Annotated in this window: 23 protein-coding genes; 16 read left to right on the top strand and 7 right to left on the bottom strand. The window is 66.7% G+C overall.

Translation table 11 applies throughout. From position 1 onward, the window contains the following. Positions 1–21 precede the first annotated feature (21 nt). The 12 genes from METUNV1_RS05465 (at position 22) to pqqE (ending at position 12,976) form a co-directional block, all read left to right on the top strand. A complete protein-coding gene (locus METUNV1_RS05465; RefSeq protein ID WP_008059641.1) occupies positions 22–282 on the top strand; it encodes an FAD assembly factor SdhE in 261 nt (86 codons plus the stop codon). 47 nt (positions 283–329) lie between these two features. Further along, positions 330–1,622, top strand: a complete 1,293-nt coding sequence (gene gltA / locus METUNV1_RS05470) for a citrate synthase (protein ID WP_008059642.1) — start codon at positions 330–332, stop codon at positions 1,620–1,622. A 185-nt stretch (positions 1,623–1,807) separates the two neighbouring features. Beyond that, entirely contained in the window at positions 1,808–4,627 is a 2,820-nt protein-coding gene (locus tag METUNV1_RS05475) for a 2-oxoglutarate dehydrogenase E1 component (RefSeq protein WP_008059643.1), read from the top strand. 26 nt (positions 4,628–4,653) lie between these two features. Further along, positions 4,654–5,937, top strand: a complete 1,284-nt coding sequence (gene odhB, locus METUNV1_RS05480) for a 2-oxoglutarate dehydrogenase complex dihydrolipoyllysine-residue succinyltransferase (RefSeq protein WP_008059644.1) — start codon at positions 4,654–4,656, stop codon at positions 5,935–5,937. 95 nt (positions 5,938–6,032) lie between these two features. Next, entirely contained in the window at positions 6,033–7,469 is a 1,437-nt protein-coding gene (lpdA, locus tag METUNV1_RS05485) for a dihydrolipoyl dehydrogenase (RefSeq protein ID WP_008059645.1), read from the top strand. An 18-nt stretch (positions 7,470–7,487) separates the two neighbouring features. Beyond that, positions 7,488–8,639, top strand: a complete 1,152-nt coding sequence (gene zapE, locus METUNV1_RS05490) for a cell division protein ZapE (protein ID WP_008059646.1) — start codon at positions 7,488–7,490, stop codon at positions 8,637–8,639. Between the two features lie 89 nt (positions 8,640–8,728). Next, positions 8,729–9,526 (top strand): hypothetical protein, encoded by a 798-nt coding sequence (locus METUNV1_RS05495; RefSeq protein WP_008059647.1) that lies wholly within the window; start codon positions 8,729–8,731, stop codon positions 9,524–9,526. Positions 9,527–9,671: 145 nt separating this feature from the next. Continuing rightward, positions 9,672–9,746 (top strand): pyrroloquinoline quinone precursor peptide PqqA, encoded by a 75-nt coding sequence (pqqA, locus tag METUNV1_RS05500; RefSeq protein ID WP_008060142.1) that lies wholly within the window; start codon positions 9,672–9,674, stop codon positions 9,744–9,746. Positions 9,747–9,898: 152 nt separating this feature from the next. Further along, positions 9,899–10,816, top strand: a complete 918-nt coding sequence (gene pqqB, locus METUNV1_RS05505) for a pyrroloquinoline quinone biosynthesis protein PqqB (RefSeq protein WP_008059648.1) — start codon at positions 9,899–9,901, stop codon at positions 10,814–10,816. After that, positions 10,813–11,541 (top strand): pyrroloquinoline-quinone synthase PqqC, encoded by a 729-nt coding sequence (gene pqqC / locus METUNV1_RS05510; protein ID WP_008059649.1) that lies wholly within the window; start codon positions 10,813–10,815, stop codon positions 11,539–11,541. The genes pqqB and pqqC overlap by 4 nt, the downstream gene beginning before the upstream one ends. An 8-nt stretch (positions 11,542–11,549) precedes the next feature. Beyond that, the gene (gene pqqD / locus METUNV1_RS05515) at positions 11,550–11,822 is read left to right on the top strand and encodes a pyrroloquinoline quinone biosynthesis peptide chaperone PqqD (protein WP_008059650.1); all 273 of its coding nucleotides are present in this window, start codon (positions 11,550–11,552) and stop codon (positions 11,820–11,822) included. Then, the gene (gene pqqE / locus METUNV1_RS05520; protein ID WP_008059651.1) at positions 11,819–12,976 is read left to right on the top strand and encodes a pyrroloquinoline quinone biosynthesis protein PqqE; all 1,158 of its coding nucleotides are present in this window, start codon (positions 11,819–11,821) and stop codon (positions 12,974–12,976) included. Before pqqD ends, pqqE begins: the two co-directional genes overlap by 4 nt. 54 nt (positions 12,977–13,030) lie before the next feature. Here pqqE and METUNV1_RS05525 read toward each other — a convergent pair whose 3' ends face one another. Continuing rightward, entirely contained in the window at positions 13,031–13,954 is a 924-nt protein-coding gene (locus tag METUNV1_RS05525; protein ID WP_008059652.1) for a hypothetical protein, read from the bottom strand. A 94-nt stretch (positions 13,955–14,048) separates the two neighbouring features. Between METUNV1_RS05525 and METUNV1_RS05530 the strand changes: the two genes are divergently transcribed. Next, positions 14,049–17,390 (top strand): MHYT domain-containing protein, encoded by a 3,342-nt coding sequence (locus METUNV1_RS05530; protein WP_008059653.1) that lies wholly within the window; start codon positions 14,049–14,051, stop codon positions 17,388–17,390. Continuing rightward, positions 17,391–18,434, top strand: coding sequence for an HD-GYP domain-containing protein (locus METUNV1_RS05535; protein WP_008059655.1), 1,044 nt, complete (start codon positions 17,391–17,393; stop codon positions 18,432–18,434). Positions 18,435–18,462: 28 nt separating this feature from the next. Here METUNV1_RS05535 and METUNV1_RS05540 read toward each other — a convergent pair whose 3' ends face one another. The 4 genes from METUNV1_RS05540 to asd all read right to left on the bottom strand — a co-directional run bounded on the left by METUNV1_RS05540 (position 18,463) and on the right by asd (position 20,533). Continuing rightward, positions 18,463–18,837 carry a hypothetical protein gene (locus tag METUNV1_RS05540; RefSeq protein WP_008059659.1) on the bottom strand — a complete coding sequence of 125 codons (375 nt, stop codon included), beginning with the start codon at positions 18,835–18,837 and terminating at the stop codon, positions 18,463–18,465. Positions 18,838–18,943: 106 nt separating this feature from the next. Then, positions 18,944–19,339: a hypothetical protein gene (locus METUNV1_RS05545; protein WP_008059660.1), complete on the bottom strand. Its 396-nt coding sequence runs from the start codon at positions 19,337–19,339 to the stop codon at positions 18,944–18,946. A gap of 12 nt (positions 19,340–19,351) precedes the next feature. Further along, positions 19,352–19,552: a hypothetical protein gene (locus METUNV1_RS05550; protein WP_008059661.1), complete on the bottom strand. Its 201-nt coding sequence runs from the start codon at positions 19,550–19,552 to the stop codon at positions 19,352–19,354. A 108-nt stretch (positions 19,553–19,660) separates the two neighbouring features. Then, a complete protein-coding gene (asd, locus tag METUNV1_RS05555; protein WP_008059662.1) occupies positions 19,661–20,533 on the bottom strand; it encodes an archaetidylserine decarboxylase in 873 nt (290 codons plus the stop codon). 35 nt (positions 20,534–20,568) lie between these two features. Here asd and METUNV1_RS05560 point away from each other — a divergent pair, with 35 nt between their 5' ends. Then, entirely contained in the window at positions 20,569–22,215 is a 1,647-nt protein-coding gene (locus METUNV1_RS05560; RefSeq protein ID WP_008059663.1) for an aminotransferase class III-fold pyridoxal phosphate-dependent enzyme, read from the top strand. Between the two features lie 115 nt (positions 22,216–22,330). Here the strand turns inward: METUNV1_RS05560 and METUNV1_RS05565 are convergent, their stop codons facing one another. After that, positions 22,331–22,945, bottom strand: coding sequence for a hypothetical protein (locus tag METUNV1_RS05565; RefSeq protein WP_008059664.1), 615 nt, complete (start codon positions 22,943–22,945; stop codon positions 22,331–22,333). Positions 22,946–23,185: 240 nt separating this feature from the next. Between METUNV1_RS05565 and METUNV1_RS05570 the strand changes: the two genes are divergently transcribed. Then, positions 23,186–25,009: a GGDEF domain-containing protein gene (locus METUNV1_RS05570; protein WP_008059665.1), complete on the top strand. Its 1,824-nt coding sequence runs from the start codon at positions 23,186–23,188 to the stop codon at positions 25,007–25,009. Positions 25,010–25,035: 26 nt separating this feature from the next. Here METUNV1_RS05570 and METUNV1_RS05575 read toward each other — a convergent pair. Continuing rightward, positions 25,036–26,226 (bottom strand): pseudouridine synthase (locus METUNV1_RS05575; protein WP_043359159.1); only part of this gene is annotated, 1,191 nt, incomplete at its 5' end.

Raw genomic sequence — 26,226 nt, forward strand, 5'->3', positions numbered from 1 at the left:
TGTGGCTTAAGGGAGAGTTACGTGGATGACGCGGCGAACGATCAGACGGTGAACATGGGCCGCCTGCGCTGGCATTGCCGGCGCGGGCTGCTCGAGCTCGATCTGGTGCTTCAGCGCGTCATCGACCGCGGGTTGCTGGAGGAGTTGAGTGAACAACAGAGGGCAGAGCTGTTCGAACTGCTCCATTACGACGACATCACCTTGTTGGCGATTGTCAGCGGGCGCGCTGAATGTGAGGAGCCGCGCCTGAAGGGGATGGTCGATCTGCTGCGTTCGGTTTGATGCGCGCTTTTCGGCCCGGGCATTTTTAGGAAGTGAAGAGGTTAGACATGACAAATCAACGCACCGCCACGCTGACCATCGATGGGCAGACGACCGAATTCCCGATCATGAGCGGTACGGTCGGTCCCGATGTGGTCGACATCCGTTCGATGTACGGCAAGACCGGCATGTTCACGTACGACACCGGTTACCTCTCCACCGCCAGCTGCAAGTCGTCGATCACCTACATCGACGGTGACAAGGGCGAACTGTGGTACCGCGGATACCCGATCGAGCAGCTCGCCGAAAACTGTGACTTCCTCGACACCTGCTACCTGCTGAAGAACGGCGAACTGCCGAACGCCGCGCAGAAGGAGGAGTACCTCACCAGCATCAAGAAGCACACCCTGCTGCACGAACAGCTCGCCAAGTTCTACCAGGGCTTCCGCCGCGACGCGCACCCGATGGCCATCATGGCTGGCGTGGTCGGCGCGCTGTCGGCCTTCTACCACGACGGCATGGACATTTCGGACCAGGCCCACCGTGACGTGTCGATCAACCGCCTGATCGCCAAGATGCCGACCATCGTCGCAATGGCGTACAAGTACTCGGTCGGCCAGCCCTTCATGTACCCGCGCAACGACCTCGATTACGCGAGCAACTTCATGTACATGATGTTCGCGACCCCGTGCGAGGAATACAAGCCGAACCCGGTTCTGGCCAAGGCGCTGGACCGCATCTTCATCCTGCACGCAGACCACGAGCAGAACGCCTCGACCTCGACCGTGCGTCTGGCCGGTTCGTCGGGCGCCAACCCGTACGCGGTCATCGCGGCCGGTATCGCCTGCCTGTGGGGCCCGGCGCACGGTGGTGCCAACGAGGCCTGCCTGCAGATGCTGGAAGAGATCGGCGACGTGTCGCGCGTGCCGGAGTACATCAAGCGCGCCAAGGACAAGAACGACAGCTTCAAGCTGATGGGCTTCGGTCACCGCGTCTACAAGAACTTCGATCCGCGCGCCAAGCTGATGCGCCAGACCTGCTACGAAGTGCTGACCGAACTGGGTCTGGAAAACGACCGCCTGTTCAAGCTGGCGATGGAACTGGAACGCATCGCGCTCGAGGACGAGTACTTCATCGAGAAGAAGCTCTACCCGAACGTCGATTTCTACTCCGGCATCGTGCAGAAGGCGCTCGGCATTCCGACCTCGATGTTCACCTGCATCTTCGCTCTGGCCCGTACCATCGGCTGGATCACGCAGTGGAACGAAATGATCACCGATTCCGAGTACAAGATCGGTCGTCCGCGCCAGCTGTACGTGGGCCCGGCACGCCGTGACGTGAAGCCGGTCGAACAGCGCTGATTCACCTGCAGTAACCAGCCCCGCGGCCTAGCGGACGCCGCGGGGCGTCAAACACACCGCATGCAGCAGGCCTTCTCGAATTTCCGCGAGACGGAAGGGGGCGCGGCACGACTGGCGCCATGTTCCCCGACCGCGCGGAAAGACGCGACAACAAACCCGGGTATCCCCGGGCGGAGGAGCGAACCATGATGCACATGTTGAGCCATTCCTACCTCTTCGGGGGCAACGCGCCCTTTGTCGAGGAGCTGTACGAGTCCTACCTCGCCAACCCCGGCTCGGTGCCGGATGCCTGGCGCACCTATTTCGAATCCCTTCAGCATCTGCCCGGCGCGGCCAGCGACGTGGCCCACGCGCCTGTCGTGGCCTCGTTCGCCGAAATGGCCAAGCGCGGCCCGGTCCGCACCGTCGCCGGCACCGGCGACGACAAGCGCCAGGTCGGCGTGCTGCAGATGATCAATGCCTATCGTTTCCTCGGTAACCGCTGGGCGCAGCTCGATCCGCTCAAGCGTGCCGAACGGCCGGACATTTCCGAACTCGAGCCGTCGCACTACGGTTTCACCGAAGCCGATCTGAACGACAGCTTCAGCACCGGCTCCTTCAAGTTCCCGCCGGAAGACCGTGCCAGCCTGCGCGAAATCCTCGAGGCGGTCCGTCAGGTGTATTGCGGCAGCATCGGCGCCGAATACATGTACATGGCCGACATCGCCCAGAAGCGCTGGATCCAGTCGCGCCTGGAGCCGATGCGCGGCAACTACGGCTACAGCGCGGACGACCGCAAGCGCTTCCTTGAGCGCGCCACCGCGGCGGAAACGCTGGAGCGCTACCTGCACACCAAGTACGTCGGCCAGAAGCGCTTCTCGCTCGAAGGCGGGGAATCGACCATCGTCGCGATGGACGAGCTGGTGCGCGTGGCCGCAGGGCAGGGCGCCCAGGAAATCGTGATCGGCATGGCCCACCGCGGCCGCCTGAACGTGCTGGTGAACACGCTGGGCAAGGCGCCCTCGATGCTGTTCTCGGAATTCGAGGGCAAGGCGGCGTCCGACCTGTCCGCCGGCGACGTGAAGTACCACATGGGCTTCTCGTCCGACGTGAACACCCCGGCCGGCCCGGTCCACCTGACGCTCGCGTTCAACCCGTCGCACCTGGAAATCGTGAACCCGGTGGTGGTCGGTTCGGTCTATGCGCGCCAGCGTCGTCGCGGCGACAAGACCGGTACCCAGGTCATCCCGGTGCTGCTGCACGGCGACGCCGCCGTCGCCGGCCAGGGCGTGAACCAGGAAATGCTGAACTTCTCGCAGACGCGCGGTTACGGCGTCGGCGGCACGGTTCACATCATCGTGAACAACCAGATCGGCTTCACCACCTCCGATCCGCGCGACTACCGCTCTTCGCTGTACTGCACCGACATCTTCAAGATGGTCGAGGCGCCGATCTTCCACGTGAATGGCGACGACCCGGAAGCGGTCGCCTTCGTCACCAAGATGGCGATGGAATTCCGCGCCGAGTTCAAGAAGGACGTGGTGATCGACATCATCTGCTACCGCAAGCTCGGTCACAACGAGCAGGACGAGCCGATGGTGACCCAGCCGCTGATGTACAAGAAGATCGCGGCGCACCCCGGTACCCGCAAGCTGTACGCCGACCGCCTGATTTCCGCCGGCGTGATCGACGCCACCGCGCCGGAACAGATGATTGCCGACTATCGCGCCGCGCTGGACGAAGGCCGCCTGGCGAGCAATCCGGTGCTCACCAACCACCAGCGCCGCTTCGCGGTGGACTGGACGCCCTTCCTGAAGCAGCCCTACACCGACGAGTGCGACACCCGCGTGCCGCGCGAGGAACTGGCCCGTCTGGGCGAACGCCTCACCTCGATTCCGGACGGTTTCTCGCTGCACTCGCGCGTGCAGAAGATCATCGACGACCGCCGCGGCATGGCCGCCGGCAGCCAGGCGGTGGACTGGGGCATGGGCGAGAACCTGGCCTACGCGACGCTGCTGGTCGAAGGTTACGGCGTGCGCGTGTCCGGTGAGGACTGCGGTCGCGGCACCTTCTTCCATCGCCACGCAGTGCTGCACGACCAGAAGCGCGAGCGCTGGGACAGCGGCAACTACATGCCGCTGCAGTATCTCCAGCCGAACCAGGCGCCGTTCGTCGTCATCGACTCGGTGCTGTCGGAAGAGGCGGTGCTTGCCTTCGAATACGGCTACGCCACCACCGAACCGAACGAACTGGTCGTGTGGGAAGCGCAGTTCGGCGATTTCGCCAACGGCGCCCAGGTCGTGTTCGACCAGTTCATCGCGTCCGGCGAAGCCAAGTGGGGCCGCCTGTGCGGCCTCACCATGATGCTGCCGCACGGCTACGAAGGACAGGGCCCGGAACACTCGTCCGCGCGCATCGAGCGTTATATGCAGCTGTCGGCCGAAAACAACTGGCAGGTCACCATCCCGACCACGCCGGCCCAGATCTTCCACCTGCTGCGTCGCCAGATGCTGCGCAAGGTACGCAAGCCGTTGGTCATCATCACGCCGAAATCGCTGCTGCGTCACAAGGACGCGGTGTCGTCGCTGGACGAACTGGCCAACGGACGCTTCCAGCCGGTCATTCCGGAAGTGGATGCGCTGGACGACGCCTCGGTCGAGCGCGTCATCCTGTGCAGCGGCAAGATCTATTACGAACTGCTGGCCCATCGCCGCGCGCAGGACGTTAAGAATCTCGCCATCCTGCGCCTGGAGCAGCCCTATCCCTTCCCGGCCGATGAGCTGGCGACCCAGCTTGCACGCTATCCGAAGGCGACCGTTGTCACCTGGGTGCAGGAGGAGCCGCGCAACCAGGGCATGTGGTACTGGCTGATCTCGCGCGCCTTCCTCGGCAAGGCGCTGGGCGGGCTCAAGCTCGAACTGGTGTCGCGTCCGGCCTCGGCATCGCCCGCGGTGGGTTACGCCGCAAAGCACAACGCCCAGCAAAAGGCGGTCATCGAAGCAGCGATCGAAGGAGTGGGGCGCTGAGGCGCCTCCGAAAGGGAGACAGATAAATGCTCATCGAAGTGAAGGTTCCCCAGCTGTCCGAATCGGTGGCCGAAGCCACGCTGGTCCGCTGGCACAAGAAGGTTGGCGAGGCCGTGGCCCGCGACGAAAACCTGATCGACATCGAAACCGACAAGGTGGTGCTGGAAACGCCGGCACCGGACGCCGGCGTGCTGGTGGCCATCATCAAGAACGACGGCGCGTCGGTCACCAGCGGTGAACTGATCGCCCAGATCGACACCGACGCCAAGGCCTCTGCCGCGGCGCCCGCCGCCGCTGCACCGGCACCGGCTGCCGCCCCGGCACAGGTCAGCACCGCCTCGGCGTCGGCCGCCCCGGGCGGCCCGGCCAGCCCGGCCGCGCGCAAGATCATGGACGAGCGTGGCCTGACCGCCGCCGACGTGCCGGGTACCGGCCGCGGTGGCCGCATCACCAAGCCGGACGCCGTCGGCGCACCGCAGCCCGCCGCGCCGGCCCCGGCCGTCCCGTCGGCCGCCGTGGCCCGTCCGGCGCCGGCAGCCGCCGCTGCAGCTCCGGCCGCAGCGCTGCCCCAGCCGCCGATGCCGGTGAAGCTGGAAGAACTGCTGGCCGACCGCCCGCAGCAGCGCGTGCCGATGTCGCGCCTGCGCGCCCGCGTGGCCGAACGTCTGCTGCAGTCGCAGGCACAGAACGCCATCCTGACCACGTTCAATGAAGTGAACATGGGCCCGCTGATGGAGCTGCGCAAGAAGTACGCCGAGAAGTTCGAGAAGACCCACGGCGTCAAGCTGGGCTTCATGTCCTTCTTCGTGAAGGCCGCGCTGCAGGCGCTGCGCAAGTTCCCGGTGCTGAACGCCTCGGTCGATGGCAACGACATCGTCTATCACGGCTTCTTCGACATCGGCATCGCGGTCGGCAGCCCGCGCGGTCTGGTGGTGCCCATCCTGCGTGACGCAGACCAGATGAGCTTTGCCGACATCGAGCAGAAGATCGCCGAATTCGGCCAGAAGGCGAAGGACGGCAAGCTGTCGATCGAGGAACTGACCGGCGGCACGTTCTCCATTTCGAATGGCGGCGTGTTCGGCTCGATGCTGTCGACGCCCATCATCAACCCGCCGCAGTCGGCCATTCTGGGCATCCACGCGACCAAGGACCGCCCGGTGGCCGAGAACGGCCAGGTCGTCATCCGCCCGATCAACTATCTGGCGATGTCCTACGACCACCGCATCATCGACGGCCGCGAAGCTGTGCTCGGCCTGGTGACCATGAAGGAGGCGCTGGAAGATCCGGCCCGCCTGCTGTTCGACGTATAAACCCTCTCGTTGCAAGTCACGTCTGAGCGCCGCCCGGAGAGAGGGCCGGGCGGCGCCGCGGACCCAGACTGCTTCCTTTTTCCGGAGCATTGAAGATGTCCAAAGAATTTGATGTCGTCGTGATCGGCGCCGGCCCCGGCGGTTACGTGGCCGCCATCCGCGCCGCGCAGCTCGGCCTAAGCGCCGCCTGCATCGAGTACAACAGCTACGCCGACCCGAAGGGCGAAGTGCGCCTCGGCGGCACCTGCCTGAACGTGGGCTGCATTCCGTCCAAGGCGCTGCTGCAGTCGTCCGAACTGTTCGAGCAGGCCAACCACTCCTTCGTCATGCACGGCATTTCGGTCGAGTCGCCGAAGATGGACGTCGGCGTCATGATGAAGCGCAAGGACAATATCGTCGGCCAGCTCACCACCGGCATCCGCGGTCTGTTCAAGAAGAACAACGTGACGCTGCTGTCCGGCCTGGGCAGCTTCGCCGGCCGCGAGGACGAGAAGTGGAAGATCGCGGTGACCCGCAACGGCGCTACCGAACACGTGCTGGCAAAGCATGTCATCGTCGCCACCGGTTCGCGTGCCCGTCACCTGCCGGGCATCGAGGTCGATAACAAGGTGATCTGCGACAACGAAGGCGCGCTCGCCTTCGACGGCGCACCGAAGAAGCTGGGCGTGATCGGCGCCGGCGTGATCGGCCTGGAACTGGGCAGCGTGTGGAAGCGCCTCGGCGCCGAAGTCACCATCCTGGAAGCGGCGCCGGAATTCCTGTCGGCGGCCGATCCGGCAATCACCAAGGAAGCCTGGAAAACCTTCGTTGCCAAGCAGAAGCTGGGCATCAAGCTGGGCGCGAAGATCGGCAAGGTCGAGCGCACCGACGCCGGCGTGCGCGTCGAGTACGAGCACAAGGACGAACAGCATGTGCTCGAGTGCGACCGCCTCATCGTTTCGGTCGGCCGCATTCCGAACACCGACGGCCTGAATGGCGAATCGGTGGGCCTGAAGATCAGCGAGCGCGGCTTCATCGAGGTCGATGCGCAGGGCCGCACCAATCTCGCGAACGTGTGGGCGGTGGGCGACGTGGTGCCGGGCCCGATGCTGGCGCACAAGGGCATGGAAGAGGGCGTCATGGTGGCGGAGTGCATCGCCGGCCAGAACGGTCACGTCAATCACGACACCGTGCCCTGGGTCATCTACACCCATCCGGAAATCGCCTGGGTGGGCAAGACCGAAACCCAGCTCAAGGCCGAAGGGATCGAGTACAAGGCTGGGCAGATTCCGTTCGCGGCCAACGGCCGTGCGCTGGGTCAGGGTGACACCACCGGTTTCGTGCGCATGTATGCCTGCGCCAAGACCGACCGCATCCTCGGCGTGCACGTGATCGGCAACAACGCATCGGAGCTGATTGCCGAAGCGGTGGTGGCGATGGAATTCGACGCCTGCTCCGAGGACATCGCGCGCATCTGCCACGCCCACCCGACGCTGTCGGAGGTGATGCACGAAGCCGCGCTGGCCTGCGACAAGCGCCCGCTGCACTTCTGATCGATCGGGAAACGGACCATGGGCGCCGCCTCGCATGACATCCTGAAGGTCCCCGAACGGGGCATGCTGGACACCTTCGAGGCGCAGCTCAAGGTCCGCGGCTATACCGCGGACGCGTCGCAGCGCGGCGCGGCCGAGCGGCTGCAGAAGCTCTACACCGAGCTGCTCGGCTTCAAGGCTGCGCGCCGCACCCAGCTGCGCAAACTGCTGTCGCGCGCGCAGCCGCCACGCGGCGTGTGGTTCTGGGGTGGTGTCGGCCGCGGCAAGAGCTTCCTGATGGACTGTTTCTATGACGCAGTGCCCTACCGCCGCAAGAAGCGCGTGCATTTCCACGCCTTCATGCAGCAGATCCATGAAGCACTGAAAAAGCACAAGAACGAAGCCGATCCGCTCGCCCAGGTGGCGGACGAGATCGCGAAGAACACCCGCCTGCTGTGCTTCGACGAATTCCATGTGTCCGACATTGCGGACGCGATGATTCTCGGCCGACTGGTCGAGGCGCTGTTCGAGCGCGGCGTGGTGTTCGTCGCCACGTCCAACTACCCGCCGGACGGCCTGTATCCGAACGGCCTGCAGCGGCAGAACTTCCTGCCCACCATCGAGCTGCTGAAGAAGCGGCTCGAAGTATTCGAACTCGACGCCGGCATCGACTACCGCCTGCGTTCGCTGGAGCGCATGGACATTTTCATGGTGCCCGGCGGCAAGGAAGCGGACGCCAAGCTGGCCGAGGACTTCCGCCAGATCTGCGGCGAACCCTGTCCGGCCGGTCCGCTGGAAATCCTCGGCCGCACGCTGAAAACCCGCGACCGCTCGCTGGGCGCGGCTTGGTTCGATTTCAACGAGCTGTGCGGCGGTCCGCGCTCACAGAACGATTACCTCGAACTGGCGCGCCGCTATCACTCCATCCTGATTTCCAACGTGCCGAAGATGAGCCGTGACCAGGCCAACGAAGCGCGCCGCTTCACCTGGCTGGTGGATGTGCTGTACGACTTCCGGGTGAAGCTCATCCTGTCCGCGGAAGTCGACGCGCCCGAGCTCTACACCGACGGCCCGCACGCGAACGAGTTCACCCGTACGGTGAGCCGCCTGATCGAAATGCGTACCCGCGAGTATCTGGCGTCGCCCCACCGGGTGGATTTCGCCGGCAGCATGTCGTCGGTCGCGGCCTGACCTGTCTGCCTGCCGTCCCCCGGGCGGAGGACCTTTCTCCGCCGCCGGACGTCTACACTGCGTACCGAAACCGTCGCCGCAGGTGTCCGATGTCCGTTCTCGCACTGCTCCGTTCACTGCTGATGTGCTGCCTGCTGTGTCCGCTGATCGCGGTGGCGCAGGTGAAGCTCGACATCATTCCGCTCAAGCACCGCACGCCTGACCAGGTGCTGCCGGCGTTGCGCCCGCTGGTCGGTGCCGAAGCCGCGCTGTCCGGCGCCAACAACCGCATCTTCATCCGTGCCGATGCGGCGACCCGCGCCGCGGTCAAGCAGGCCATCGACGCGCTCGACACGCCACTGCGCAGCCTGATGATTTCGGTGCGCCAGGACAACGACGATACCGTGCAGCAGGACGGTGCCGGCGTGTCCGGCGAAGTGGGGCGCGACACCCGTGTGCGTGCCCGCGTGTGGTCCACACGGGGCGATGCCGGTGACCGGCTGTCGCAGCGGGTGCAGGTGGTGGAAGGCGGCGCCGCCTTCATCCAGGTCGGCAGCACCACGCCGCTGCCCTTCAGCCAGGTCATCGTCGGGCCGGGCGGTGCGGCGATCAGTCAGGGCGTGCAGTACCGTGACGTCTCCAGCGGTTTCTACGCGCAGCCGCGGGTTAATGGCGACCAGGTGACGCTGGACATCTCTCCGCAGAAGGAATCGCTGTCCGACACCCAGTACGGCGAGGTGCGCAGCGCCCGTCTGATCAGCACCGTGCGCGGGCGTCTGGGTGAGTGGATGGAGCTGGGATCGTCCGGGTACGACGAACAGGTGAACCAGCGCGGCATCACCCGCTACGGCACGCGTGACGCCCAGTCGCAGCGTCGCATCTGGGTCCGGGTCGACGCGCTGCCGTGAGCGGCCCTGCGCGCGCCCGGAAGCTCATGAATTTCCCTAGCCGCGCTTCAAGCCACCGGCGACGCGGCAGGGCGGCTGCCCCGCGATACTGAAAGTGCGCCGGAAGACGGCGCGCACATTCACAACCGACTGTCAGGAGATCACCATGAGCTGGGAAACCCCGAAGGCCACCGATCTGCGTTTCGGCTTCGAAATCACGATGTACGTCGCCAACCGCTGAGGTGGGTGATTCCGACGGGTTCGCCCGCCGGAACAGGTTTCACCGGTCCCGCCCGCGGGCGGGCCCCGTTCCATCCGGCGCCTCGCGCTGCCGGCAGAAAAATGGGCCGCAACAGGCCTGACCGGGCTCCACCGAGCCCACGGAGGAGAAGCATGCGTCTGCACGTACTCGGTTCCGCAGCCGGAGGCGGTTTTCCGCAGTGGAACTGCAACTGCCCGAACTGCGACGGTTTGCGCAAGGGCACGATCAAGGCGCGCGCGCGCACGCAGTCATCGATCACGGTCAGTGGCGACAACGAGAACTGGGTGCTGTTCAACGCCTCGCCCGACATCCTGACCCAGTTCCAGCGTTTTCCCGCACTGCAGCCGGCGCGCGCGCTGCGCGACACCGCGGTGAAAGCCATCGTGCTGATCGACGGTCAGATCGATCACACCACCGGCCTCTACATGCTGCGCGAACACCGGCAGCCGCATCAGATCTGGTGCACGCCGCCGGTGCGGCAGGATCTGACCGAAGGCAATCCGCTGTTCCGCCTGCTCGGCCACTACTGCGGCATCGAGTGGAACGAGCTGGGCATCGACGACCGCGAATTCACCATCGCCGGCGCGCCCGGACTCAAGTTCCGCGCACATGCGCTGCGCAGCAACGCGCCCCCTTATTCGCCGCGCCGTGACCGGCCGGTACCGGGTGACAACGTGGGCGTCACCATCGAGGACACGAACAGCGGCCGGAAAATCTACTACGCACCGGGTCTGGTCGAGATCGAACCGCAGGTGTGGGCCGCGATGCAGGCGGCCGACGTGGTGCTGGTCGACGGCACCTGCTGGAGCGACGACGAAATGATCGCGCTCGGCGCGTCGAAGAAGCGCTCGCGCGACATGGGCCACCTCGCCCAGAGCGGTCCGGGCGGCATGATCGAATGGCTGGACAGGCTGCCGAAGACCACCCGCAAGATCCTCATCCACATCAACAACACCAACCCCATCCTGAACGAGGACAGCCCGCAGCGTCGCGAGCTGGACGCGCACGGCATCGAGGTTTCGTACGACGGAATGGACATCACGCTATGAGCACCCAACAGCCCTGGAACCACGAGGAATTCGAAGCCAAGCTGCGCGAGAAGGGCGCGGCCTACCACATTCACCATCCGTTCAACGTGATGCTGAATACCGGCAAGGCAACGCCCGAGCAGATCCGCGGCTGGGTGGCCAACCGCTTCTACTATCAGATCGCGATCCCGGTTAAGGACGCGGCCATCCTGTCGAACACGCCGGACCGCGAAGTGCGCCGCCAGTGGATACAGCGCATCCTCGACCATGACGGCTACGAAATCACCGCGCCGGACGGCACCACGGTGCGCGACGAAGGCGGCATCGAAGCCTGGATCAAGCTGGGCGAAGCCACCGGTCTGAGCCGCGAGGAAATCGTCGATCTGCGCCACGTCGTGCCGGGCGTGCGCTTCGCGGTCGATGCCTACATCAATTTCGCGCGTCAGCGGCCGTGGCAGGAAGCCGTGTGTTCGTCGCTGACCGAGCTGTTCGCGCCCAAGATCCACAAGGAGCGCCTGGCCAACTGGCCGGAGCACTATCCGTGGATCGAATCCGCCGGCCTGCAGTACTTCCGCAACCGCGTGTCGCAGGCGCGCCGCGACGTGGAGCAGGGCCTGGCCGTGACGCTGAACTACTTCAACACGCGCGAGATGCAGGAGCGCGCGCTGAACATCCTGCAGTTCAAGCTCGACGTGCTGTGGACCATGAACGACGCGATGGCCAACGCCTACGGCGTAAACAAGTGAGCGCACAGATGACCGTCACGACCGCATCGGTGCCGAAGATCGGTCGCCACTTCCGCATTCAGTGGGAAGAGGCGCAGAAGGCCTATGTGCTGCTGTATCCGGAAGGCATGGTGAAGCTGAACCAGAGCGCGGGCGAAATCCTGAAGCGCTGCACCGGCGAGGCCAGTGTGGGCGACATCACTGCCGATCTGGAAAAGACCTTCAACGCGCAGGGCCTGCAGCAGGACGTGATCAACTTCGTCGAACTGGCGCTGCAACAGAAGTGGGTGGAAACGACATGACCGACTTTGCCGAAGCCCAGGCCGCGCAGGACGCGGCCACGATAGGCCCGCCGCTGTGGCTGCTGGCCGAAGTGACCTACCGCTGCCCGCTGCACTGCGTGTACTGCTACAACCCGGTCGACTTCGCGAAGCACGAAGCAGAGCTCAGTACCGAAGAGTGGTTCAAGGTGCTGCGCGAAGCGCGCGAACTGGGTTCGGTGCAGTGCGGCTTTTCCGGCGGCGAGCCGATGCTGCGCGACGATCTGGAACTGCTGGTGGCCGAGGCGCACCGCCTTGGCTACTACACCAATCTGCTCACCTCCGGCGTCGGCCTGAACGAAAAGCGCATCGACGCGCTGAAGGAAGCCGGGCTGGACCACATCCAGCTGTCCTTCCAGGACTCGAGCCGGGAAATGAACGACTTCCTGTCGTCCACCCGCACCTTTGACCTGAAGCGCCGGGCGGCCACGCTGATCAAGTCACGCGGCTACCCGATGGTGATGAACTGCACCATCCATCGGCACAACATCGATCACATCGAAGCCATCCTGCAGCTGGCGGACGAGATCGAGGCCGAGTACGTGGAACTGGCCAACACCCAGTACTACGGCTGGGCGCAGGTGAACCGCGACCAGCTGCTGCCGTCGCGCGAACAGCTCGAGTGCGCCGAACGCATCACCAATGAGTGGCGCGAAAAGCACGGCAACAAGATGAAGCTGTTCTTCGTCGTGCCGGATTACTACGAGAACCGGCCCAAGAAGTGCATGAACGGCTGGGGCAACATCTTCCTGACCATCACGCCGGACGGCAAGGCGCTGCCCTGTCACACCGCGCGCATGCTGCCGGGCCTGGAGTTTCCGGACGTGCGCACCAGCTCGGTTCGGGAAATCTGGTACGAGTCCGAAGGCTTCAACCGCTACCGCGGCACCGGCTGGATGAAGGAGCCCTGTTCCAGCTGTCCGGAAAAGGAAAAGGATTACGGTGGCTGTCGCTGTCAGGCCTATATGGTCGCCAACGATCCGAATGCCGCCGACCCGGTGTGCGACAAGTCGCCCTTCCACCACAAGATCGTCGAGGCGGTGGAGCGTGCGCAGATTCCGGGCAATCCGCAGCAGGTGAAACCGCTCATCTACCGCGGCCCGAAGGAATCGCTGCAGCTCGACCGTCCGTTCTGAGCGGGCAGGGCGGTCTCGTCCGCCCTGCGCTCTCCCAGCGCTCCGGCCGGCGGCTCAATCGCGCCGGTAAGGGTGGGGCGTGACACGGAAGGGCGCGGCCTGCCCCGGCCGCAGCTCCACCTCGGCCCAGCCCAGCCAGGGCGTACCGTGGCTTTCGATCCGCATCACGTGCGACAGCACGGTTCCGTTATCCGGATGCCGCAGCGGATGATCGGCGCGATGCAGGTGGGTGTCGCCGTGCACCAGCAGCACCGGGCGCGACGCGCTTGCCGCACGCGCGGCAATCCGGCCCAGCAGCCAGCCGTAGCGCGGGCTGTGGCCCCCCGCGGCGAAATCAGGTGAGGCATGGAAGGCGATCACGATGGCCGGCGCGGCCGTGCGTTCCGCTTCGTCGAAAGCCGCGTCCAGCCAGTCCCGGGCCGCCGTTCGCAGCGCGTCTGCACGCGGGTCGTCGGGCAGCTTGCCGCCCGCTACGTTCAGGGTGACGAACAGCACGCCCTGCATCCGCCAGCGGCGGTGCTCCGGCACGCCCGGCTGCACCGCCGGACGCAGCGCGCCGTCCAGCCGGCCGTCCCCGAACATCGTGCCGCGCAGATGGGTGAGTCTTTCGAACGGATCGAAACCGCCCGCGGCCGCCCGTCTGCAGTCCAGCCAGTCGTTGTCGCCAGCCAGCAGCACCAGCGGATGGGCAGACCTTTCCAGCAGCTGGCGACGGTCGGCGAACACCGCATCGTCGCACGGCGTGCTGCCACCCTTCAGGTCCCCGACATGCAGCGAAAAGGCGATCGGCCGCGCGGCCTGTTCGGCCAGCATGTCGAGCGCGATCTCGCGCTCGTATCGGGTGTAGGGCATGTCGCCCCAGATCGCGAAGCTCAGCGTGCCCGGTTCCGGCGAGCGGATACAGCCCGCCAGCACGGTGCAGGCGAAGAAAGACAGGGCGCGCAGCGGCGTCCTCAGGAAGTGAAAAAAAAGGTGCATCGGGTCAAGGATATCGCCCGCGGGACCGATATAGCCGGACAGAGACAAAAGCCTTGCCCGCCCGCGGTGGCGAGTTCGCCGCATCAGACTGCTCATGCCCAACTTCTTTACCTCCGGACTCGAAGCGTCGACCGCGCTGATGTCCACCAGCCACGAGCCCTGGCTGGTCGCGCTGTCGATCGCGGTGGCGGTGCTCAGTTCCATGGTGTCGCTGTACACCGTGGGCCAGGTGGAACAGGCGCGCGATCCGCGCATGGCCTGGCTGATGAAGCTGGCCTGCAGCCTGTCGCTGGGCGGCGGCGTGTGGGCCATGCACTTCATCGGCATGCTGGCGCTCGACATCTGCGTCACGGTGCAGTACGACATCTGGCTGTCGCTGGCGTCCATGCTGCCCAGCCTGCTGGCCGCGCTGGCGACGATACAGCTGATGACCCGGCCCACGCTCACGCCGCGCGAACTGCTGGCGGGTGGCGTGCTGATGGGCGCCGGCATCGGCGTGATGCACTACAGCGGCATGCAGTCGATGAAGATGCAGGCCGCGCTGCTGTATGACCCGCTGCTGTTCGGCGTGTCCATCCTGCTGGCGGTGCTGCTGGCCACGCTGGCGCTCTGGGTCAAGTTCTTCGTCCCGATACGGGGTCGTCGGCCTCGCCTGCTGGTCAGCGGCAGCGTGATGGGGCTGGCGATCGCCGGCATGCACTATGCCGGCATGGCGGCCGCCCGCTTCATCGGCGTCGAGGAAAGCGCGCCGCAGACCGACAATCTCATGATGGGCGCGCTGGTCACGCTCGCGACGCTGGCGCTGATCGGCTTCGCGCTGGGCTGTCACGCGCTGCTGCGCTATCGCGCGCTGGTGGACGAACTGAGCGCCAGCGAATCGCGCATGCGGGCACTGCTCAGCACGCCGGTCGATGGCGTGGTGACGCTTGACGAGCACGGCACCGTGCAGACCCTGAACACGACCGCCGAGGCGCTGTTCGGCTGGCGCGAAGCAGAACTGACCGGCCGCAGCTTCGAACAGCTGCTGGCCGAGCCCGAGCGCGCGCTGTATTCGGGTTATCTGGCGGAATTCAGGCGTACCCGCGAACCTTCGCTGGCCGGGCGCAGCCGGGAAGTGACCGGCCGCCATCGCGACGGTCGGGACATCCCGCTGCACGTGTCCATCGGGCACGCTCAGGTCGGCGGTGCCGACCTCTTCGTCTGCTATATCGCCGACATTTCCCACTACCGCGACATGGAGCGCGCGGTCCGCGAAAGCGAGGCCCAGCTCCGCTCGCTGATCCAGAACATTCCGGGCGTGGCCTACCGCTGCCTGATGAGCGATGACTGGCCCATGCTGTTCATGAGCGATGCCACGGAAACCCTGACCGGCTATCCGGCCAGCGATTTCATGGGCGAACACCCGGTGCGCAGCTTCGGCTCCATCACCCACCCGGACGACATGGCGAGCAATTGGCGGGTGGTCGAGGCGTCGATCCGCGACAACCGTCCTTTCGTCGTCGAATACCGCATCCGTCACGCCGACGGTTCCACGCGCTGGATGTGGGAGCACGGCAGCGCGGTGCGCGAGCCGGACGGATCGGTGAAATGGATAGACGGCGTCATCCTGGACATCACCGAACGGCGCGAAATGGAACAGGCGCTGCGGGCCGCAAAGGAGAAGGCGGAACTGGCCGCCGCGTCCAAGTCGGCCTTCCTGGCCAATATGAGCCACGAGATACGCACGCCGATGAACGCCATCATCGGCTTCAGCGACGTGCTGCTCGGCCAGACCCAGCCACCGGAACAGCGTCGCCAGCTCGAAGTCGTGAGCGCGTCCGCCCGCTCGCTGCTGCGCCTGCTGAACGACATTCTCGATACCGCCAAGCTGGAGCGCGGCGCGGTCGAGCTGGAAATGCTGGATTTCGATCTGCACGAGCTGCTGGGCCAGCTCACCCAGACCCTCGCCATCCAGGCGCGCGACAAGGGCCTCACCCTGACCATCGACGCGCACGCGCAGCTCGGCCGTCACTATCGCGGCGATTCGCTGCGCATCCGTCAGGTGCTCACCAACCTGATCGGCAATGCGATCAAGTTCACCGAAAGCGGCGGCGTCGTGGTGCGGGTGCGCGCCGAAACTGGCCACGTGCGCTTTTCGGTGGTGGATACCGGCATCGGCATCGCGCCGGAGCGGCTCACCGCCATCTTCGAGCCCTTCACCCAGGCCGACGTATCGATGAGCCGGCGTTTCGGCGGCACCGGGCTGGGTACCTCGATCTGCAAGCAGCTGGTCGAGCTGATGGGCGGCCGCATCTGGGTGGACAGCACGCCGGGTCAGGGCAGCGCCTTCCATTTCACCTTGCCGCTGATGCCAGGCAGCGCGCCGGTGGCCGCCACGTCGGCGCTGATCCATCTGCCGCCGCTCAAAGTGCTGGCGGTGGATGACGTGGAACAGAACGTGGAACTGCTGTCCGCGCTGCTCACGCGCGAGGGGCATGCGGTGACCGCCTGCGTGGCCGCACGCGAGGCGATTGCCGCCGCTGCCCGCGAGCGCTACGACCTGGTGCTGATGGACCTGCACATGCCGGAAGTCAGTGGCCTGCAGGCGACCCGCGAAATCCGCGCCGCCGAGCGCGCGGACGGCCGCCCGGCGGTGCCGGTGATCGCGCTGACCGCCAGCGTGCTGGAGGCGGACCGCATCGCCGCACGTGAAGCCGGCATGAACGGCTTCGCCACCAAGCCGATCGAACTCGACAACCTGTTCGCCGAAATCGGCCGGGTGCTCGACATCCACGTGTCGGCACCGGCCCCTGCGACGCAGCCCGGCGCCGCCGGCGGCCTGATCGACATGGCGCGGGCACTGGCACTGTGGCGCACGCCCGAAAGGCTGGAAAGCGCCCTCCGGCGCGTGCTGGCCGACAACGCGGATCTGAAGGACAAGCTCGACAGCCGTGCGGCCGAGGGCGCCCACGACGAAGTCCGCGCGCTGGCGCACCGGGTCCGGGGCGTGGCGGCGAACGTCGGTGCCACCCGGCTGACCGCAGCGCTGGCGCGGCTCGAAGCGGCGTCCGCCTCCGGCCAGTCGGCCAACTACAGCGCCCTGATCGCGGAGGTCGCCGACGCGATGGCCGGCCTGCACCTGGAACTGGACAGCTGGCCCGCGGCCGCGCGGGAAGCGGCGCCGGCACGGTCCGCGGCACCCGGCCGCACCGATCTGCCGGCCGCGCTGCGTCACGCCGAAGCACTGAAACGCGCGCTGCTGCACGGCGAGCTGGACGACTCGGCGCTGGCGCTGCTGCTCAATGCGGTGGGCGGCCATCCAGCCGCCGCACTGCTCGAGCCGCTGTCCGAGGCGATCGACAATTTCGACTTCGATCAGGCGGTGGCCGGGATCGAACGGCTGGTGGAGGCCCTCCGCACCTCCACGCAGCCGGTGCCGTCAGAAGCGGGAGCCTGAATGGATACACCGGAAAAGCGCATAGACGCCTACGGCATCGACGCGGGTGACCCGCGCAAGACCGTGCTGTGCGTGGACGACGAACCTTCGAACCTGCAGGTGCTGAGGCAGATACTGCAGGCGGACTACCGGCTGCTGTTCGCCCGCGACGGGCGACGGGCGATCGAACTGGCGTCGGTCGAACAGCCGGATCTGGTGCTGCTCGACGTGATGATGCCGGGCATGAACGGCCATGACGTCTGCCGCGCGTTCAAGGCGGACAGCCGGCTGGCCCGCATTCCGCTCATCTTCGTGACCGCGCTCAGCGATGTCGACGACGAGGCGCGCGGCTTCGAACTCGGTGCGGTGGATTACATCGCCAAGCCGGTCAGTCCGCCCATCGTGCGGGCGCGGGTGCGCACCCACCTGTCACTGGTGAGCGTGCACGATCTGATCGAGACGCGGCTGCAGGTCATACAGCGGCTGGGTCTGGCCGCCGAGTACAAGGACAACGAAACCGGCCTGCACGTGATCCGCATGAGCCATTACGCCCAGATCCTGGCGCGCGCCGCCGGCTGGACCGAGGAAATGGCGCAGGACCTGCTGCATGCGGCGCCGATGCACGACGTGGGCAAGATCGGCATTCCGGATCACATCCTGCGCAAGCCGGGCAAGTTCGATGACGCCGAATGGGAAATCATGAAAACCCATGTCGATATCGGCGTGCGCATCATCGGCGAACACGAGACCGGCCTGCTGGCCGTGGCCCGGCGCATCGCGCAGGGGCATCACGAAAAGTGGGACGGCAGCGGCTACCCGGGCGGCCTGCGCGGCACCCAGATTCCGGTCGAGGCGCGCATGGTGGCGATCGCCGACGTGTTCGACGCACTCACGACCGAGCGTCCCTACAAGAAGGCCTGGACCGTGGACGACGCCTGCGCGCTGCTGGTCGAACAGAAGGAAAAGCATTTCGACCCCCATCTGGTCGATCTTTTCCTCGGCTGCATGCCGCAGATACTGGACGTGAAGGAAAGGTGGGCGGAGCACGCCGCGACGCCGCTGTGATCGTCGGCCGGCCGCCGTGCCGTGACGGTCAGTGGCGATAGCGCCGCTTCACGTCCAGCCGGCAGCCCGCGCGTTCATTGCCCGGCACCCGGTCGCAATCGGTGAGCTCGCGCTCGAAACGGGCCGCCGTCTCCGGATCCAGCGGCGGGGGCGCCACGTCGGGAAAGCGCTCACGGGCGGCAGCCATCCGGACTTCGTGATGGGCCTTGCCGCGCGCCAGACAATCCGCCTTCAGTTCGGGCGCCATGCGCGCGCATTCGCGCTGTGCTTCGGAATGTTCGAGATCGGCCCGCCGGCGCGCCTCTGCGTAGCTGCGGCCGGCATCGTCCGCTGCACAGACGGGTGCCACCGGCACGCAGGCAAGACCGGCCGCCAGCGCACCGGTTCGCAGGAGCGCGCACACGGGACGACAGCCGAAGATCGGGGAGGAAACGGAGAATCGCATGACGCCGATTCTAGAAAGGCCCTCCGCCCCGGTCTGTCACGAAGCGTTACGAGCGTGCCGGATATCAGGTTCCGACCAGCAGATCCCCGTTCAGCCTGACCCGGTCGCCGACGCGGAAGCGGCCGTTCTGCGCCATCACCACGGTGCGCAGTTCGCCGCTTTCCAGACGTACCGTGATGGCGTAACGGCCGGAGGGCGGATGACCGTCCTGACGCGGGTTGCCGCGCAGCCAGCCGGCGAAGCGCTCCCGCATCAGCCTGCGCTCCTGCAGCAGTTCCATGTGTTCGATCCGGCCATAGGGGCTGTCCACACCGCGCGTGCCGGGTGCGGCGGCGGCGATCACTGCCGCTTCGGCGATGGCGGCATCCGGCAGACGGGGTAGTTCCGGCGGATCTGAGCAGCCGCCGGCGCCGAGTGCGCAGGTCAGCGCCAGTGCGCCCAGCCACTGTTCGCGGCGCATCGGCGTGTCCGCCTACTTGTCCGCCGACTTGCGCGCGTCGTCGAGGGCGTCCTTCGCCTTGTCGCGCGCGTCGTCCAGCGTTTCACCGGCCTTGCTGACCGCGTTGTCCACCGCCTTGCCGGCGCGCTCGGCCGGACCTTCGCGTTCGCAGGCGGCCAGGGTCAGCGCCAGCGCGGCAAGGGCGGCGGCGGTAAGGGTACGCGTTCCGTTCATGCTGTTCTCCCTGTGGTCGGATTCCGCACGCGGCGGGGTGAGCACATGGTGGCGCGCAGCCGGCCGACGCGGCGTCGGCGCGCGGCGAAGCAGGCTGTCGGGCGCGTCCTACAGCGCCGCCGGCGTGAACAGCGCTTCACCCATCCGCAGCCGCTGACCGGTGAAGACCGCAGGCTTGACCGCCGCCTGCCGCGGCAGCAGCAGCAGGATGGTCGAGCCGTGTTCGAACCAGCCCAGTTCCTCGCCGCGCTGCGCGTGCGCGGAACAGTCGAGCCGGTGCGGTCCGGCGTAGCCGGCATGCAGGGTGAGATCCACGCAGTGAAGGCGCAGGCTGGCGACGAGAATGGCGGCCACCGGCACCATGACCAGCGGCGTGCCATCGTCCATCCGTGCACTGAGCACCGCACGTTCGTTGCGGCAGTACAGGCGCTCCACCCGCGCCAGCGCAGGCGGATTGACGTTCCAGGTGTCGCCCGGGAAGTAGTGCACCCCTTCGATGCTGCAGTCCGCGGGGGCGTGGAAGCGGTGGTACATGGCAGCGGTGATGCGCAGCGTCATGTAGTGGCCATCGCGCAGCAGGGCTGCCTGTTCACGATCACCCAGCAGTTCTTCCAGCGTGTAGCGCATGCCCTTGGCCTGCAGCAGCGTGTCGCCCTCGATGCGCCCGAGGGCGCCGACGATGGCGTCACACGGGCTCACCAGCACATCCGGCCGCGGGTCCAGCGGGCGGGCGCCGTCGCGCAGTTCGCGGATGAAGGCATCGTGCAGGCTGCGGAACTGCGTCTTGCGGGCATCCGACAGATCGACCTCGCCGAAGCGCCGCCACAGGCCGATGGACAGATCGCGCACCCAGGGGTGTTCGACCTTGCTGAAGCGGCCGAACAGGCGGGTGAGGGTGGCCCGCGGAATGCGGTTGGTGAGCGCGAAATTGAGCGCGTCGTTCGCCATCAGGCGCTGGAACAGGGACGGGCGGGCGGTCACGGCTGCGTAACCTCGCGCTGATACATGTGCCACATATGAACGAGTCCTTTCCTCTCTATATCGCGGGCGCCGCGGCGCTGGCCGCCCTGTTGCCGCGCATCCGCCGGCGCCTTCAGCTGTCGCGGGCCAAGCACCGCTCGCTTGCCGGGCATTCGAAAATGTCCCGGCGGGTGGCGAAACTGCTGCCCTTCTATGAATTCGACGAAAGTGGCTTCTACGCCGCGGACGCCGCGCCGGCGGAGGTCGCGGCGCGAAGGCGCAGCGGCTTCGAGGCGCTGGCCGCGCTGTACGCACAGCGCTACGCGCGCACCCGGGCGCTGACCGAAGACACGCAGTCCATGGTTTCGGACATGCAGTTCACCGGCAGCTACCGCGTACCCTTCCAGTTCAGCCGCCATGTGCGCAGCCACCTGAAGGCCGGCTCCTTCGTGCAGGCATCCGCCGGCGTCACGCTGACCGATCTCGACGGCAACGTGTTCTACGATCTGGCCGGCTCCTACGGCGTCAATGTGTTCGGCTACGACGTCTACAAGGGCTGCATGGCGCGCGGTGCGGCGCGGGTCGAGGCGCTGGGTCCGGTGCTCGGCGCCTACCATCCGGTGCTGGCCGACAACGTGAAGCGGCTGTGCGCGATTTCCGGTATGGAGGAGGTGTCTTTCCACATGTCGGGCACCGAGGCAGTGATGCAGGCGGTGCGGCTGGCGCGCTACCACACCGGCCGCAGCCATCTGGTGCGCTTCTGCGGCGCCTACCACGGCTGGTGGGGCGACGTGCAGCCGGGCGTCGGCAACCCGACCGCAGCCGAACACACCTACACGCTGAAGGACATGCACGCCGACACGCTGCGTGTGCTGCGCACCCGGCGCGACATCGCCTGCGTGCTGGTCAATCCGCTGCAGGCACTGCACCCCAATGCCGGCGCACCCGGCGATTCGTCGCTGGTGGATGGTGGCCGGCGTGCCGGCTATGACCGCGCCGCCTACACCGACTGGCTGGAACAGCTGCGCGAGGTCTGTACCGAGCGCGGCATCGTGCTCATTTTCGACGAAGTGTTCCTCGGCTTCCGGCTGGCGAAAGGCGGCGCACAGGAATACTTCGGCGTGCGCGCCGATCTGGTCACCTATGGCAAGACCCTGGGCGGCGGTTTCCCGGTCGGCGTGGTGTGCGGCCCGCACCGGCTGATGAAGCGCTACCGCGACGACCGGCCGGCGGACATCTGCTTCGCCCGCGGCACCTTCAACTCGCACCCGCACGTGATGGGGGCGATGAACGAATTCCTGCAGCTGCTGGACGCGCCGGACATCGACGCGATCTACCGTGATGCAGACACGGTCTGGAACGCGCGCGCCGACGGCCTGAACCGGCGCCTGCGCGAAGCCGGGCTGCCGGTCGGCGTGGCCAATATGGGCTCGATCTGGACCGTCACCTATGCGGTGCCGTCGCGCTACAACTGGATGCTGCAGTACTACCTGCGCGCCGAAGGCCTGCTGCTGAGCTGGGTGGGCACCGGCCGCTTCATCTTCAGCCTGAACTACAGCGATGCCGATTTCGCCGAGGTCAGCGAGCGTTTCATGGCCGCCGCGAAGAAGATGGAGGCCGACGGCTGGTGGTGGACGCCGCCGGGTGCAAGCAACAAGCGGGTGCGCCGCGCCATCCTGAAGGAAATGCTGACCCGCCGCTGAACGGCGGGCAGGGCCGGGCAGGCATCGGTGTCCGGTCATGTCGGGACCGCTGAAGGAATGAAGGAAGCCCGCGCAAGCGGGCTTCCTTTCTTGTGAAGTGCGCGAATGGACGTGTTCAGGCGTTCGCGCCGTGCTGCGCGTGCATCGGATCGATCAGTTCGCCACGCAGCAGCGCCAGCGGCGCGCGGTGGTAGAGCTTCACGTCGTGGAAGGGGTCGGTCAGGATTTTCGTGGCCCACACCAGACCGGACTGCACACCCATCAGGAAGAACAGATGGACGGTACGGAAGAGGAGGCCGCCGATGCCGATGGCGATCCAGGTGACCGACAGGTTGTACAGGAATCCGCGGTCGCTTTCCGGTGCTGCCAGCAGGCCGAACAGCGTCGGATCGAAGTAGAGCACGAAGGGCGAGGCGGCCCAGATCGCCATCAGCACCACCTTGCGGCGCAGGTTGTAGCCGACCTTGATGTCTTCCTTGTGTTCGTGGCTGGCGTGGTTCACATGGTCATAGCCCTTGGGCTCAAAGAAGAAATGACCGGACTGGCGCGACACCATGGCCACGCCCCAGCTCAGCAGCGCCGACACCACCGGGTCGATGAACAGCATGACGTAGGCGCCGAGAAAGCTCAGTGCGCTGACCAGATGCAGGGACTGGTTGATGCGGCTGTGGTGGTAGTAGCGGTGATCGTCCCAGCGCTGGGTGCGCAGTTCTTCGAAAAATGACTTCATGGAATCCCTCCGGAAAGTGTGGCAAGGCTAGGAAGGGTCGGTTACACCGGGAATGCAGTTCTTCTAAGAATTGGTGACACAGGCAGGTGACACGGTCGGGTGACATCAGGGCCTGCGGCATCGCGCGCGGTCCGGGTGCAGCGGAGGTCGGGACTGTCGCGAAATCTTCATCGAAGCTTCACGCAAGGGCGGGCGCCGGCGGCCGATAGGCAGTCGGGTCCACGACGACAACGCACCGCCATGCACACCCTTACCGACCAGAGCATTTCATCCGACAACCACACCCGTACCGCACTGCGCGCACTGATGGAGGGCCGCGCGCTCGGCATGGTCTTTCAGCCCATCGTCCGACTCGAGGACGGCGCGGTGCTGGCCCACGAAGCGCTGGTGCGCGGACCGGAAGGCAGCGCGCTGCACCTGCCGGCCGTGCTGTTCGCCACCGCCCGCGCAATGGAGCTCGAATCCGAACTCGAGATCGCCTGCGTCGAAGCCGCGGTGCGCCAGTTCAATCCGGCCACGCCGGGCCAGCTTTACGTGAACTGCAGCGCCGGCACCATCCGCCACCTGGCGTCCGAGGGCTGCGTGCAGCTGCTGTCGCTGCTGGCCCAGCACGGGCTGTCGCCGTCGCGTCTGGTGCTCGAACTGACCGAGCACGAGCGGGTGACCGAAGTGGATGTGCTGCGCATGAGTCTGGCGCGACTCGCCGCGCTGGGCATCTCGGTGGCACTGGACGATTTCGGCGACGGTCGCTCCAGCCTGCGCCTGTGGGCGGAGCTGGCGCCGCCGCGGGTGAAGCTGGACCGCTATTTCACCCACAGCATCCACACCGACAGCCGCCGGGTCGAGGCGGTGCGGGCCGCGGTGCAGCTGGCACGCTCCTTCGGCGCCGAACTGGTGGCCGAGGGCATAGAGGAAGAAGCCGAACTGGCGGTGCTGCGCGATCTGGGCGTGCACATGGGTCAGGGCTGGCTGCTCGGCCGGCCGCGCGGCCAGACGGTGCATCGCGTGCCCGAGGCGCTGGCCGCACTGATGCAGACCCGCCAGATCGCGGTGCTGCCGGACACACCGCACCGCGATGCCGCCGGCACCGTGAGCCGGCTCGCGATGTCGGCGCCGGCGGTGGAGCCGGATACCGCCAATCTGGCGGTGGTGCAGGTGTTCAACGAGCACCCGCAGCTGCTGGCACTGCCGGTGCTGGATCAGGGCATCCCGGTCGGGCTGATCAACCGGCGCAGCTTCATGGACCTGTACACCCAGCCCTATCACAAGGAGGTGTATGGCAAGAAGCCGTGCGCGCTGTTCATGAATCCGAACCCGCTGCGGGTCGAGCGCAGCACGCCGCTGGAATCGATGAGCACCGTGCTGGCCGGCGAGGACCAGCGCTATCTGTACGACGGATTCGTGGTGACCGAACACGGTCGCTACGTCGGCGTGGCGACTGGCGAAAGTCTGGTGCGCGCGGTGACCGAAATGCGCATCGAGGCGGCGCGGCACGCCAATCCGCTCACCTTCCTGCCGGGCAATATTCCGATCACCGAGCACCTGCGCCGGCTGATGGCCGGCAAGGTGCATTACGCAGCGTCCTATTTCGACCTGAACAACTTCAAGCCTTTCAACGACCTGTACGGCTATTACCGCGGCGACGAAATGATCAAGCTGGCGGCGCGCAGCATCCAGCGCGAAGCCGATCCGCTGCGCGATTTCGTCGGCCATGTCGGCGGCGACGACTTCATCGTGCTGTTCCAGAGCGAGGACTGGCAGGCGCGCTGCGAGCGCATCATCCGCAGCTTCAACGCCGAGGCGCGCGGCCTGTTCAATGCAGAGGAACTGGCCAGCGGTTGCATGGAAGGCGAGGACCGGCGCGGCAATCGCACCCGCTTCCCGCTGACCACGCTGTGTGCCGGCGTGGTGCTGGGGCAGGGCGCGGGCTTCCGCACCGCGGAGGAAGTGGCGTCCGCCGCCGCCGATGCCAAGCGCCAGGCCAAGGCGGCCGGTGGCGGCCTGCATGTGCAGGCCGCGGGCGACAGCGCGAATGACGCCGGCCGGGCGGCCGCGGTGGCCTGATCCGGCGCGGCCGGATCAGGCCGGTCTCAGAACAGCTCTTCGCGGCGCAGGAAGCGCCACTTGCCGACCGGCAGGTCGGCCAGCGGAATGCGGCCGATGCGCACGCGCTTGAGCGCGACGACTTCGAGGCCCACCAGTTCGCACATGCGGCGGATCTGGCGCTTCTTGCCTTCGCGCAGCACGAAGCGCATCTGTTCCTCGTTCTGCCAGCTCACCTTGGCCGGCTTCAGCGCCTCGCCATCCAGCTCCAGACCGTGGTTGAGCAGCTTCAGCGACTCTTCCGGGAAGTCCTCTGACAGCGCGCCGCGGCCGAAGGGCTTGGTCGCGCGCACGCGCACCAGGTATTCCTTCTCGACGATGGAATCCTCGCCGATCAGCTGGCGCGCGATGCGGCCGTCCTGGGTCAGCACCAGCAGGCCGTGCGAATCGATGTCCAGCCGGCCGGCCGGCGCCAGACCACGCAGGTGGTTGCGGTTCAGCTTCATGCCCGAGCGGTCGCCGGCCCACTGGTTTTCCGGCAGCACCAGCACGCTGGCCGGTTCGTGTCCGTCCTCCGCCTGGCCGCTCACGTAACCCACCGGCTTGTGCAGCAGTATGGTCACCCGCGAGGCCTGATCGGCGCGCGCCTCCTTGTTCACCTCGACCTTCTGGTGCGGCAGCACGCGCTGGCCCAGCAGCGCCACTTCGCCATCCACCGTCACCCAGCCGCGGGCGATCCAGTCGTCGGCTTCGCGGCGCGAGGCGGCACCGCGGTCGGCCAGCCAGCGCGACACGCGGATACCGTCCTTCGCCTCGTCGCCGTCCTCGTTCTTCTCCGCCTGCACGCGACCCAGCTTGTCGGTCTCGCGCTCGTCCCAGGCCGTGGCCGGACGCACCGGCGCCGCCTTGGGTGGCCGCGGCTTGAAGTCGGTGCCGGAACGCGCGGGACGGTCGCTGAAGTCCTTCTTCGGCGGGCGATCACCGAACTCCTTGCGCGGCGGACGTTCGCCGGAACTGCCACCCGACTCGCTGCGGGCCGGGCGCTCGCGGTTTTCCCACGGCTTGCGCTCGCCACCTTCGGCGCGCGGCGGACGGCCTTCGCGGTCGGGCCGAGGTGTCCACTCCCGTTTTTCGCCAGCCGCACGCGGCGGACGGTCACCGAACTCCTTGCGCGGCGGACGGTCACCGAACTCCTTGCGCGGCGGACGCTCGCCGAAGCTGCCACCCGATTCGCTGCG

This window comes from Methyloversatilis universalis FAM5, assembly GCF_000214035.2.
Lineage (GTDB): Bacteria > Pseudomonadota > Gammaproteobacteria > Burkholderiales > Rhodocyclaceae > Methyloversatilis > Methyloversatilis universalis.